The organism is Dyadobacter soli (assembly GCF_900101885.1).
Lineage (GTDB): Bacteria > Bacteroidota > Bacteroidia > Cytophagales > Spirosomataceae > Dyadobacter > Dyadobacter soli.
In genome coordinates this window covers 82,089-94,216 of sequence record NZ_FNAN01000001.1, presented here as the reverse complement: position 1 = coordinate 94,216, position 12,128 = coordinate 82,089, and the positions used below count along the sequence as shown (strand labels likewise).

At 51.0% G+C, this 12,128-nt stretch carries 9 protein-coding genes; 4 read left to right on the top strand and 5 right to left on the bottom strand.

The window, feature by feature from the left end; translation table 11 throughout:
- Positions 1-630 precede the first annotated feature (630 nt).
- Positions 631-1,518: a glycoside hydrolase family 43 protein gene (locus tag BLQ88_RS00380; protein ID WP_090145629.1), complete on the bottom strand. Its 888-nt coding sequence runs from the start codon at positions 1,516-1,518 to the stop codon at positions 631-633.
- Between the two features lie 220 nt (positions 1,519-1,738).
- Here BLQ88_RS00380 and BLQ88_RS00375 point away from each other — a divergent pair, with 220 nt between their 5' ends.
- The 3 genes from BLQ88_RS00375 (at position 1,739) to BLQ88_RS00365 (ending at position 5,335) form a co-directional block, all read left to right on the top strand.
- The gene (locus BLQ88_RS00375) at positions 1,739-2,152 is read left to right on the top strand and encodes a DoxX family protein (protein ID WP_090145627.1); all 414 of its coding nucleotides are present in this window, start codon (positions 1,739-1,741) and stop codon (positions 2,150-2,152) included.
- A 124-nt stretch (positions 2,153-2,276) separates the two neighbouring features.
- Positions 2,277-2,507 carry a thioredoxin family protein gene (locus BLQ88_RS00370; protein WP_090145625.1) on the top strand — a complete coding sequence of 77 codons (231 nt, stop codon included), beginning with the start codon at positions 2,277-2,279 and terminating at the stop codon, positions 2,505-2,507.
- Between the two features lie 263 nt (positions 2,508-2,770).
- Positions 2,771-5,335, top strand: a complete 2,565-nt coding sequence (locus BLQ88_RS00365; protein WP_090145624.1) for a TonB-dependent receptor — start codon at positions 2,771-2,773, stop codon at positions 5,333-5,335.
- A 97-nt stretch (positions 5,336-5,432) separates the two neighbouring features.
- On the opposite strand, the gene BLQ88_RS00360 is transcribed toward BLQ88_RS00365, so the two are convergent.
- Together BLQ88_RS00360 and BLQ88_RS00355 are read right to left on the bottom strand one after the other, a co-directional pair.
- A complete protein-coding gene (locus tag BLQ88_RS00360; protein WP_090145622.1) occupies positions 5,433-5,738 on the bottom strand; it encodes a helix-turn-helix domain-containing protein in 306 nt (101 codons plus the stop codon).
- A 2-nt stretch (positions 5,739-5,740) separates the two neighbouring features.
- The gene (locus BLQ88_RS00355; protein WP_143016764.1) at positions 5,741-6,202 is read right to left on the bottom strand and encodes a hypothetical protein; all 462 of its coding nucleotides are present in this window, start codon (positions 6,200-6,202) and stop codon (positions 5,741-5,743) included.
- Positions 6,203-6,377: 175 nt separating this feature from the next.
- On the opposite strand from BLQ88_RS00355, the gene BLQ88_RS00350 reads away from it, so the two are divergent.
- Positions 6,378-9,683, top strand: coding sequence for a glycosyl hydrolase (locus BLQ88_RS00350; RefSeq protein ID WP_090145619.1), 3,306 nt, complete (start codon positions 6,378-6,380; stop codon positions 9,681-9,683).
- Between the two features lie 147 nt (positions 9,684-9,830).
- Here the strand turns inward: BLQ88_RS00350 and BLQ88_RS00345 are convergent, their stop codons facing one another.
- On the bottom strand, positions 9,831-10,511 hold the full coding sequence (locus BLQ88_RS00345; protein ID WP_090145617.1) for a hypothetical protein: 681 nt from the start codon (positions 10,509-10,511) through the stop codon (positions 9,831-9,833).
- Between the two features lie 416 nt (positions 10,512-10,927).
- Positions 10,928-11,989 (bottom strand): endonuclease/exonuclease/phosphatase family protein, encoded by a 1,062-nt coding sequence (locus tag BLQ88_RS00340; RefSeq protein WP_090145616.1) that lies wholly within the window; start codon positions 11,987-11,989, stop codon positions 10,928-10,930.
- Positions 11,990-12,128 lie beyond the last annotated feature (139 nt).

The window sequence follows — 12,128 nt, the reverse complement described above, 5'->3', positions numbered from 1 at the left end:
GCGGGGCGGAGATTAGAGGCCAATGCTGGAATTTGTTGTTACATGCCTACGGCATTTGGAAACTAACGGGTGCATTTTTTGCTACCAAGGTTACGTGCCTAACGGCACTGGGCGCGACCGGACATTAGAGGCCAATGCCGGAATTCGTTGTTACATGCCTACGGCATTTGGAAATTCGTGGGTGCATTTTTTGCTACCAAGGTTACGTGCCTAGCGGCACTTGGCGCGACGGGATATTAGAGGCCAATGCCAGGATTCGTTGTTACATGCCTACGGCATTTGGAAATTCGTGGGTGCATTTTTTGCTACGAAGGTTACGTGCCTAACGGCATTTGGCGCGGCGGACATTAGAGGCCAATGCCAGAATTCGTTGTTACATGCCTATGGCATTTGGAAATTCACGGGTGTATTTTTTCCTACCAAGGTTACCTGCCTAGCGGCACTTGGCGCGACGGGATATTAGAGGCCAATGCCAGGATTCGTTGTTACATGCCTACCGCACTTAATGCGACGGGATGACGAGCACTAATGTCGGGTAAATACACAAATCGCGTTAGCGATGTAATATTGGTAGAAAGGAACATTACATCCACCCGAAATGCCGTGAGGCATGCAACAACAATTCAATGCCTATTCGCATTGAACGCCCTCCGTTGTCATGATCACCCTGCGGATCGCACCATTGTCGTCATAAAACAGCCGATCGACGCACACTGACCGCCGATGGCTGCCGCCTCCCGGCAACGCGCCATTGTGGTAGAAAAAATAATCCAAACCTTTGAATTCAATGATCGCAGGCCTGTTGGTGGCACAGTTTCCGGCAATTTCATTCAATATACCTTTGAATTCCCACGGGCCTTGAATGTTGCGGCTCATGGCATAGGCAACCTTTTCGGGGTAGCCATAACCGTAGGATAAGTAATAAATGCCGTTCCGCTTGTGAATATGCGCACCTTCCGCAAATCCCGGAAGGTCGACCACCGTAATCGGGCTGGCAAGTCCGGTGAGATCGCTATTAAGTTCGGCGAAATAGCATTGCCCATTTCCCCAAAACAGGTACGCACGTCCATCCTCGTCGATCAGGACGGTCGGGTCGAGATTGGCCTTGTCATTATCGGTCGCCGGGAGCATATCGTGCGTAACGAGCGCAGAGCCCCTGGCATCTTTGAAAGGCCCGGTCGGATTGTCGGAAACCGCCAGCCCTATTGCCTTGTAAGGCCCGCCGGCGTGCGTTACGGACACGAACCAGTAGAATCGACCTTGATATTCAACCACTTTCGAAGCATAGGCGTCGCCACTCGCCCATTGAAAATCCGTGGCTTTTAAGGGAGACGGATGTTCAGTCCAGTGCACAAGGTCGTTTGAAGAAAAACAAAGCCAATCTTGCATATGGTAATCGTCCACGCCCTCGGGCGGATCGTCGTGGCCTGTGTAGAGATAAACCGTTTGGTTATGCACGAGTACCGTAGGATCGGCGGTGTAATGGGTTTGGATAATCGGGTTGCCTTCTTTGATCATGAGTCTGCATTCGCTGAAACCGGCTTTGCACGTGGTCGCAGCTATTTAGTTTAGGTTTTTAGCTTAAAAACCATTCCAAAAACCGCTGGTGCTTTGGCAATGTCACCGATCGTAGCGTCCATTCCAGCTGCGGATGTGTCCAGCTCGGCATGAATGCAAATGTAGAATCGGCGGTTTCAGGGCAGTTTTGTGTCATCAATCACTCAAAAACAACAAGATCATGACACAGAAAACAACAACCACAATCTACTGGATAGGCACAGCATTAACTTCTCTTTGGTTCGGCGCAAGCGGCTTTTTCGAACTCACCAAAAACCCCGTCGTGTGGGATATTACCGTACAACTCGGCTATCCGGCGCATTTCATCTTCCTGCTGGGCGTTTTCAAACTTTCGGGCGTGGCCGTGCTGCTCACTCCCAACAAGTTGCGCCGGTTGAAGGAATGGGTATTCGCAGGAATTTTCTTCGACATCATTTTCGCATTCGTATCCAAACTGGCGGTGATCGGCTTTGCTGCAACGGTCGACGCAATCATAGCATTTGTCATGGTATCAGTCACTTACGCTATGTTCCGCAGATTGGAAAAATATTCCGGCAGCGCATTCGATACACCCGCCGTCTTAGCGCACCGATAAAATAGATTTCATACCGAACTTATCTGGCCTAGCAGCTTTTATCAAAACTGCACCAGAGCAACAGTCCACCAGCGATCTACCTTCGTATTGCGATTTCGCACTGAACCATTTTAAATCGAAAACAATGAAAAAGGCCATTTTCTTTCATGCGGGCTGCCCGGTATGTCTCAGCGCAGAACAGGATATTCTGAACCTCATCCCGGCAGACCAGATAGAAGTAGTACACCTCGGCGATGAAAAAGACAAAGTTGCCGATGCCGAAAAGGCTGGCGTGAAGTCGGTACCGGCTTTACTGACGCCAAACGGCAATGTATTGCACATTAATTTCGGCGCGTCGATCGAGGATCTTAAATAATGATTTACAGCACATTACACAAAGGCCGGGGATTTCTCTCCGGCCTTTTTTGCTTGGTATATTAAAAAAATATTACTCTACTATTTCTATATAGTAAATAATATCCATAGCTTTGCCGTAGAATTTACAATCCCTACCATATGAAGCCACCGATTATACCTTACTGTTGTTGTCCGAAGCTCGGTAAGCAGCACTAGGACAGGCTGTTTCGCAGTAACCACCACTCAAAACACCATCGAAAACAGTAAAGCAATTCCTCATTTATGAAGACATTTATAACGACCCTATTCAGCACAGCAATTCTACTCATCTCATTTGTCGCCCAGGCTCAGAACCCGCCGATCGTGAATGCCACGGTTACGGGAAAGGTTCTCGACGCCGCCAACGACTCCCCGCTCATCGGTGCTACGGTGACGATTAAGGGAACGACCAACGGAGCCGCAACGGATGCAAATGGTGAGTTTCAGCTGGTAACGGGTCAGAAACTTCCATTTACACTCGTTGTGTCATTCTTAGGTTATATCAAAAAAGAAACCGTGATCGAAGGCAGCGGGGTAACTATCAAGCTGGATGCTTCCGCTGACAACCTCGAAGACGTGATCATTTCTTCACGCCGCCGCCAGGAAAATGCGCAGGAAGTGCCCATTCCCATCTCCGTGATCCGCGGATCGGCGGCCGAAGATGCGGGCGCGTTCAATGTGAACCGTTTGAAGGAACTCGTTCCAACCGTGCAGCTCTACGTGTCCAATGCGCGTAACACGACTTTGAACATTCGCGGACTTGGCTCTACTTACGGCTTGACCAACGACGGTATCGACCCGGGTGTGGGCTTCTATGTGGACGGTGTATATTATGCACGTCCGGCTGCTACCGCATTGGATTTCATTGATATTGAGCGCATTGAAGTATTGCGTGGACCTCAGGGGACGCTTTTCGGAAAAAACACTACTTCCGGTGCATTCAACATCACTACCCGCGCTGCGCAATTCGATCCGGGCGGCAGCTTCGAGCTGAGCTACGGAAACTTCGGTTACATTCAGGCAAAAGGTTCATTCACCGGCCCGATCAGTAAAAAATTGGCAGCACGCGTTTCATTCACAGGAACACAGCGTAACGGCTTGTTTTTCAACGAGCACACGCAGCAACCGATCAACGACATCAACAACATCGGTGTACGCGGACAGATCCTTTACCAACCGAGCAGCAAAGTCAACATTACCGTAATCGGTGACGTTTCGGACCAAAAACCGAACGGATACGGCTGGCCGGTAGCCGGCGTAGTGCCTACGAAGCGTGCAGCATACCGCCAATTCGACGCGATCATCGCGGATTTGGGATACAAACTTCCCTATTCCAGCGCATTCGAGCGTAAACTGGATCTGGATACGCCTTCGAAAGCGGACAACAGACTGGGCGGTGTTTCCGCCAATGCAGATATTAAAATCGGAAACGGAACGCTTACCTCTACTTCGGCATGGCGCTTCTGGAAATGGGTACCGCTCAACGACCGCGATTACATTGGTTTGCCGGTATTCACCATCTCATCAGGTAATTCGGTACATGATCAATGGTCACAAGAGATTCGTTATTCCGGAAAAATATCAAATAAAATCAGCGGTGTCGTAGGTTTGTTCGGTCTCTGGCAAGATCTGAAATCGGATCCTGTACAAACAGAAGAAGCAGGTTCGGCACAATGGCGTTTCGCGCAAAGCACCACCAGTGAGCTTTGGAAAACACCAGGGTTGTTCGATAACTTCGGTATCCGCACCACTAACCGTATCAAAAGCACCAGCTTGGCCGTTTTCGCAAATGCCGACTGGGCTGTTACCGACAAATTCCACATTTTGCCGGGTGTGCGTTACAACTACGACAAGAAGGTTGTAGACTATAAAAGAGAGACTTACGGCGGTCTGCAAACGACCGACCCGGCATTAGTCGCGCTGAAACGCCTCGTTTATTCCGACCAGGCATTCAATACCAACTACGATCAGGGGAATTTCTCAGGACAGTTGTCGCTGCAATACAAAGCCAGCAGCCGCCTGAATGCATTCGCAACTTACTCAATCGGTTACAAGCCTATCGGTGTGAACGTGGGTGGTTTGCCGACTGCCAATGGCGCCGTACTCCTCGACCTTGCTAATGTAAAACCTGAGCACGTAGAGCATAAAGAACTGGGTTTCAAAACAAAACCTACCGCCAACTCGATATTGAACCTTACCATCTTCCGGTCGGATATCAAAGATTTCCAGACGCAGGTACAAACTCCTGAGCCCGGCGTAAACCGCGGCTACCTGGCGAATGCGGAAAAGGTGCGCGTACAAGGCGTGGAATTGGACGGAAACATCCGGTTCAGCCACCTGTCGTTCAATGCGGCGGTCACTTATACCGATGGTAAATATGTGACATTCAAAAACGCGCCGGTTCCATTGGAAGAAGTAGGCGGCGAGCAGGCTTTCAAAGACATTTCAGGCGGCCGTCTGCCGGGTATCTCGAAATGGTCGGGTTCTGTGGGTGGTGAAGGGACTGTAAAAGGTACATTCCTCGGTCTGAAAGGCAACTACTTCCTCGGTGTAGACGTGTTTGCACGCTCGGAATTCTCTTCGAACCCGTCGCCATCGAAATACCTGAACATTTCAGGTTACTCATTGACCAACGGTCGCCTTGGTTTCCGTGGTTCGAACGGCATTTCGTTCTTCGTTTGGGCGAGAAACGTGTTCAACAAGGACTACTACGAACTGCTCCTCGCAGCACCGGGCAGCTACGGCCAGTACGCCGGTATCGTGGGCGACCAGCGCACTTACGGCGTAACACTGCGCTACTCATTCTAAGATTTCGAAAGGAATACGGATATTATAACACTATCGATCGGGACGCTCCATTTGGGGCGTTCCGATTTTTTTATGCTTACAAATAAACCTGCGCGGTCTATTCCAGTATATCAGCGGGCTCTTCCAAGTCGTTTTTCACCGGTTCGAAGGGGCCGCTAGTGACTTGAAAAATCGATACACCGAGCTTCACTTCGATTAGTGCGAGTGTCCTGATCGTGAAATTGTGCGTCCCCGTCATCCATTTACTCACCTGCGATTCCTTTTTGCCAATCATCTCAGCCAGATCCTTCTGAGTTAAGCCTTTTGATTCGAGGATTTCATGAATGCGGTCTGAGAGATCGAAACTGGTGCCAATGAATCTGTGAATGGCAGGATCGGGCGCTATCTTTTCTAGCTCGTTCATAATCAAATATCTACAAACAGTTCACCTTGCAATTGCATTAAGTCCGGAGTATAACGAATGTCACCCAACCGGATTTTTTCTATTAATTTCTTATCAATATCCATCATTAACTTCATGGCCTTCCAAGTTTCGGCACCGTCCTGCGTCTTCTGCCCTTTCTTCTCTCCCCCGCCATCAAGAATGACAATGTTTTCGCTACACCTGATACAATATATCCTCAGTTTCGAAAATCTAAGTGGTCCAGCGCTCACATTATTTTCCGGGCGGAAATACCGCATTTGCGCTCCACGTTCCCGAATGAACCAAAGCCAGCTTCTGATCATTTCGACGTCTTGGGCAAAGCCATTCGCTTCATAGTAGTTTACAAATTTGTCCGTTTCGGATTTGAGACTCCCATCATACCTGATCGAGTAGATGGTAACTTTCTGCGACCGGGAATACAACTCAAAATAAATACGATTCACTTATAAGTTAAGTTCAAAGATAAAACATTTCCGGACAAAAAGGAATGTTGAGTGAGACCGCCGAAATGGGGATTATCTAAAAATATCTCGTTTAAATCGTATGAGTAGAAAGCACGGGGGAGCCGCTTCACCATCGGTACAGATCAGTTTTTTGGCGGTAAATCAGCTTGTTACTATGAAAAAACTCGCGCTTCTCGCGTGGGCGCTTCCCGCGCTCACATTCGGACAAACCCCAGCTCTTCAACAAGGTTTCCAAACCCCGCCCGATGCAGCCAAACCGCGCGTGTGGTGGCATTGGATGAATGGCAATATCACCAAAGAAGGCATTACCAAAGACCTGGAATGGATGAAGCGTGTAGGCATAGGTGGTTTTCAGAACTTCGATGCGAGCCTTTTAACACCCAATGTGACACCGAAAAAGCTGGTGTTTATGACACCGGAATGGAAGGATGCATTCAAACACACCACCGACCTTGCCGAAAAACTGGGTCTCGAAATGGCCATCGCGGGCTCTCCAGGATGGAGCGTAACGGGTGGACCGTGGGTACCCGCAGCCGACGCAATGAAAAAGTACGTCTGGACGGAAACCCGCGTGGCGGGCGGACAGGCTTTCACGGGCAAATTGCCGCAGCCCAAACCGGTAGCGGGCAAGTTTCAGAATGTGCCGCTGCCTGCGGAGGGCGGCCTCACCGGCCCTACCGGCGAGGTACCTGATTACTATGCCGACGCGGCCGTAATAGCCTATCGCTTGCCTGCTTCCGACAAACTGATGACCTCCCTGAACCCGAAAGTAACGTCCAGCGGAGGCGCATTCTCCGTGGCGGAACTGACGGATGGCGATTTGGGTAAAACAAATTTGCTGCCGCCCATGGAGGTAGGCCAGGATATGTGGATCCAATATGAATTCGATACTCCACAGACATTCAAGTCATTGACGATCGTGGGCGCGAGCTCGGGCGGGGCGTTGGCAGAGTTCAACGGCGCACCAAACAACCGGACATTGAAGGTAAGCGACGACGGTGTGATCTTCCGCGACGTAGCGCCGATCAAAGGCAGTACTGTTCCGCAAAACACATTGGCATTCGCCCCGGTAACCGCCAGATTCTATCGCGTTGCATTCAAGACATTACCGGCGCCGGCCAATCCGTTTGCGTCGATGTTTGGAGGAGGTAATGCGCAGCCCGCCAAGCCGGAGGGCGTCGAGGTAGCCGAAATTATATTCCATAATACTGATCGGATCGACCAGTTTGAAGAGAAGGCCGGTTTCAGTCCGTGGAGGGAAAATACCGCTTCCTACATCCAGCCGAATGCGGATGCGGTGCCGCTCACCGACGTAGTCGACCTGACTTCCAAAATGACCGCCGACGCTAGCCTGAGCTGGACGCCGCCAGCCGGAAACTGGGTCGTGCTGCGCCTTGGGTACTCGCTTACCGGCCGCAAAAACCACCCGGCCTCGCCGGAAGCAACGGGCCTGGAAGTAGACAAGCTAGATAAAGAGGCAGTGACCAGGTACATTAACACCTACCTCGACATGTACAAAGATGCTACCGGCGGCCAAATGGGTGCCAAAGGGCTGCAATATATGGTGCTCGACAGCTACGAGGCCGGCCACATGACCTGGACGAAAGCAATGCCCGCGGAATTTAGAAAGCGGCGCGGCTACGACATTACGCCCTGGATTCCCGCGCTCACGGGCGTGGTCGTAAAAAGTGCGGCGGAAAGCGACCGTTTTCTGTGGGATTTCCGCAAGACGATCGGCGAGCTCATCGTCGAAAACCATTATGAAGTAATCGGCGATGCGTTGAAGGCGCGCGGCATGAAACGCTACACCGAATCGCATGAGGGAGGGCGTATTTACCTGGCCGACGGCATGGACGTGAAGCGCAAGGCGGACGTTCCCATGGCAGCCATGTGGACGCCCGGTAGCCTCGCGGGCGGCGCGGACGAAGAGGTCCGCAGCGAGGCGGATATCCGCGAATCGGCGTCGGTGGCGCATATTTACGGGCAAAATCTCGTCGCAGCGGAATCGATGACGTCGGTCGGCAATGCATTTACCTGGTACCCCGAAAAACTGAAACGCACCGCCGATCTCGAAATGGCTTCCGGTTTGAACCGTTTCGTGATCCATACTTCGGTGCACCAGCCGCTCGACGACAAAAAGCCGGGGTTCTCGCTCGGCCCGTTCGGACAGTATTTCACCCGGCAGGAGACTTGGGCGGACCAGGGGAAAGCATGGATGGATTATTTAGGCAGAAGCTGCTTTATGCTGCAACAAGGCAAGCCGGTGGTAGATGTCCTTTATTATTATGGTGAAAATTCCAATATCACGCAGATATCCACACAGAAACTCCCCTCAATTCCAGTCGGTTATGCCTTCGATTTTGCCAATTCGAGTATAATCAAAAATATGCTTAAAATCGAAAAAGGAACGATCGTGACACCTTCGGGACAGCAGTACCGGTTGCTCGTGCTCGATTCAACGGCCCGGAATATGACTTTACCGGTGCTGCAAAAAATCGGCGAGCTGGTAGCCGCGGGCATGAAGGTAGCAGGCGTGAAACCGGAGCGCTCCCCCAGCCTCAGCGATGACGCTACCGCATTTGCGGCATTAGTTAATCAGATCTGGAACAATGCGAACGTCTCCACGCAGCCGCTCGAAACGGTTTTAAACAGCATTACCCCGAAAGACGTGACGATTACCGGCGAGAAAGCGAAAATCCTGTACATTCATCGCAAAACCGCCGACAGCGACATTTACTGGCTCGATAACCGCTCCAACGACGCCAACGAGGCGCAGATCAGTTTCCGCGTTACGGGCAAAATTCCGCTCCTCTGGAATCCCGAAACCGGCAAAACAAGCAAAGTCTCCTACCAGATCGCCGACGGACGCACGACGATACCGTTGAAATTCGATTCGTGGCAGGCATACTTTATCGTTTTTAGCGGAAAAGCGACTACCAATGTCTACACCGCACCAGCCATCACCGAATCGGAAGTCGCGGGCGTAACTGGCGCGTGGACGGTGCGCTTTCAGGCAGGTATGGGTGCTCCCGCGCAGGCGCAAATGAATGCATTGGCCTCACTTTCGGAGCATGCAGATGCAGGCATCAAATATTTCTCAGGGACTGCTACTTATGAAAACACTTTGAATGCACCTGCTATCGACAAAAATGCGCGGTACTGGCTGGATTTGGGTGATGTTAAAAACCTGGCGGAGGTGATTGTAAACGGCAAAAATATGGGCATTACCTGGAAGGAGCCATTCCGAATCGACGTAACGGAGGCATTAAAACAAGGCGCCAATACCATTCAGGTGAAGGTTACCAACACCTGGGTGAACCGCCTGATCGGCGACGCTCAACCCGGCGTTACGAAAAAGATTACTTTCACGACAATGCCATTCTACAAACCGGATTCCCCCTTGCTGCCCAGCGGCCTGCTGGGGCCGGTGAAACTGCTGGCGGCGACGCCTGGTCGGTAATGCGTAGTGGTAACGTTATTGTCAGGTGTGGTCAGGTGTTGTCAGTACTGACGGTTCCTGACTTCTAAGCAACTCCTGATAAAACATAACTACTCCTCACCTAGCTAAATCTGACAAAACATGGCTACTCCTGACTACACCTGGCCACTAGCAAGTCCTCGGGCAGGGAGCGCTAAGATCGTAATAACCACTTTCCTGGTCGGGCACGATCAGCGCGCCGCTATCGCCCTCGCGGCTGGAAATCGCCTGGAAAAGCAGCCCAAAGGCATAGGAGCCAGATAGTTCCTTCTGAACATCCTCGTTAGCCGCCGGGAAATAACGGTGCAGCACAAAGCGGATGTAGATCTTCGGCATTTTCTCGAACCTGAAAAGCGCCGCAAGCAACTCTTTCAAAGGATAATTGTAGCCGTTCAGGAATCCGTACTGCGTCCGGAACAGCGGACTGGCAATCCCGCCCGCGTGGCCTATTTCTTCCCAATATTTGATCCATTGTTTAGCCAGTACATCGGGTACATTTCCGCCGGGGCCGTCTCCTTTTTCCCTGAAATCGCCCGGCGTATGCGCATAGTAAGGCGTGATGATCTGCCCGGCATTGTCGACGCCAAAAAGTACAAGTCTGAATTTATCCTCATCAAAACCGAACCGGACTTTTATCACGGCAATGCCCGGCGTCGATACAAGCGTTTCGAAGTCGTCGCCGTTGAAAAAATCGCCTAAAAGAAGTTTAGTCCCCAGATTGAAAAAGCCGAAAGGTTCGCGGCTATGTTCGAGTGCCTGCCACTGGGCAGTCCATTTTGCAAAAACTTCGTCACTGATAAACTTAGGCATGATCGCTGAGATTTAATGGTTTAAAAGGGCAATTGCTTTCCGATTGTACAGCGCAACCCGCATCCGCACAATGGAAAGCAATATACCCAAGGGCAAGGTAGTCGTGTAACTAATTCGTTAAAAATTAGAATTAATTCGATTTATCGGTTAGGTTAATAAAGTTTTGAAGTTACTCCGGGCTTCGTGCCCCGGGCTACGCGCCGCGGGCTTCCTGCCGCGGGCCACGATCCGAAGAACCCGCTTTGAGTTCCCCGAACCATTTGGTTGCCCTGGCTTTTAGTTTGATGAGTCAGACGCAAGCCAATCAGGCATATTTTTCAGCACCCGTCCTGATTGACATGTCAAAATTCCGCAAACCAAGGCTGCGGTGTAAGCGTGTAAACACGTGAATGTAAAAACAGGTGTTTTCCGGGGGGTCAGGGGGCCTCTTTGGAAATTTTCTCATTGGCCAGTTCAATATCCTCCGGCTCAGCCTCGGGTTCTTCCTGCTCCATGCTTGCCGCGGGCTCGTATTGTAATGAAAGCAGGATAGGAAAATGGTCGGATGAGAAGTTTTCCAGCCGGGCGAGCTCCACGAGTTTGAAGTCCGTCGAGCAAAATACGTGGTCGAGCGGGAAGCGGAGCAACGGCATTTTCGCGTGGAATGTGTTGTAGAAACCTCTGCCGATGCGCGGATCGAGCAGACCGCTGATTTTGGTAAAAAGGTCAGTAGTGTACGACCAGGCGACGTCGTTCAGATCACCCACCACAATGCATGGCAAACTACTCGCTTTCACCTCTTTGGCTACCAGCAAAAGTTCCTTGTCGCGCTCGGTCGAGTGCAGGTTTTCGCCGGGTACGGGTGGCGTAGGATGCACGCAAAAGAGCTGCACCTGCTGGCCGGAAGGCAATGTAACCAGGGCCTTAATGGACGGTATCTCTTCATCCACCAGGTAGCGGACCTGTATTTCCGAAAGCTCCAATTTGGAATAGAGCAGCATTCCGTACGTGTTTTCCAGCGGTACCGGCACCTCATAAGGATAGCTTTCGCGGAGGCTCAGCATATTCTGATGCCAAAAATTATCGGTTTCCAGGAGCAGCACGAGGTCGGGATCGTATTTCCGGATCAGGCTCACGCAGCCTGCGGTGTTTCTATTGTCCTGAAAAACATTGGAAGACAAAATTGACAGCCTGTTTTCCGGCAAATGCGTCTTCGCTGACTGGATTACCTTACTGGCAATGCGGGTGAACGGGTATACCAGGTAACACAGGTAAATGGTGTTCAAAACGAATGCCCCGGACAGCACCAGCGTTTGTAAGTCCGTCGATAAAAACAGGCTCATGTAAACGCCGGCGATGACTACGCTGAGCACCAGTTTTTGTAACCTGGGGTACTCGAAAACCCGGAAAGTCCAGTAATCGCTGCGGACGAGCGGGATAAGCGACATCATCACGATGAGTACGCCGGCAACTTCCAGGAAGGTCTTGAAATAGTACATTGTTCAGTTTGGGTACGGACTGCAATATTTCAATTATTTCGCATCATTTCAACTGTGCGGGCGGGTAATCCGCTACTCTTTTGCCGCAATGCACGGTTTCTTATCCGAAAATAAATGCCTTTATTCGCAATTCCATCAA

Bases quoted from the DNA above. Each gene is read 5' to 3' on its own strand.
- BLQ88_RS00380 (WP_090145629.1), bottom strand. From the start codon at position 1,518: ATGATCAAAGAAGGCAACCCGATTATCCAAACCCATTACACCGCCGAT.
- BLQ88_RS00375 (WP_090145627.1), top strand. From the start codon at position 1,739: ATGACACAGAAAACAACAACCACAATCTACTGGATAGGCACAGCATTA.
- BLQ88_RS00370 (WP_090145625.1), top strand. From the start codon at position 2,277: ATGAAAAAGGCCATTTTCTTTCATGCGGGCTGCCCGGTATGTCTCAGC.
- BLQ88_RS00365 (WP_090145624.1), top strand. From the start codon at position 2,771: ATGAAGACATTTATAACGACCCTATTCAGCACAGCAATTCTACTCATC.
- BLQ88_RS00360 (WP_090145622.1), bottom strand. From the start codon at position 5,738: ATGAACGAGCTAGAAAAGATAGCGCCCGATCCTGCCATTCACAGATTC.
- BLQ88_RS00350 (WP_090145619.1), top strand. From the start codon at position 6,378: ATGAAAAAACTCGCGCTTCTCGCGTGGGCGCTTCCCGCGCTCACATTC.
- BLQ88_RS00345 (WP_090145617.1), bottom strand. From the start codon at position 10,511: ATGCCTAAGTTTATCAGTGACGAAGTTTTTGCAAAATGGACTGCCCAG.
- BLQ88_RS00340 (WP_090145616.1), bottom strand. From the start codon at position 11,989: ATGTACTATTTCAAGACCTTCCTGGAAGTTGCCGGCGTACTCATCGTG.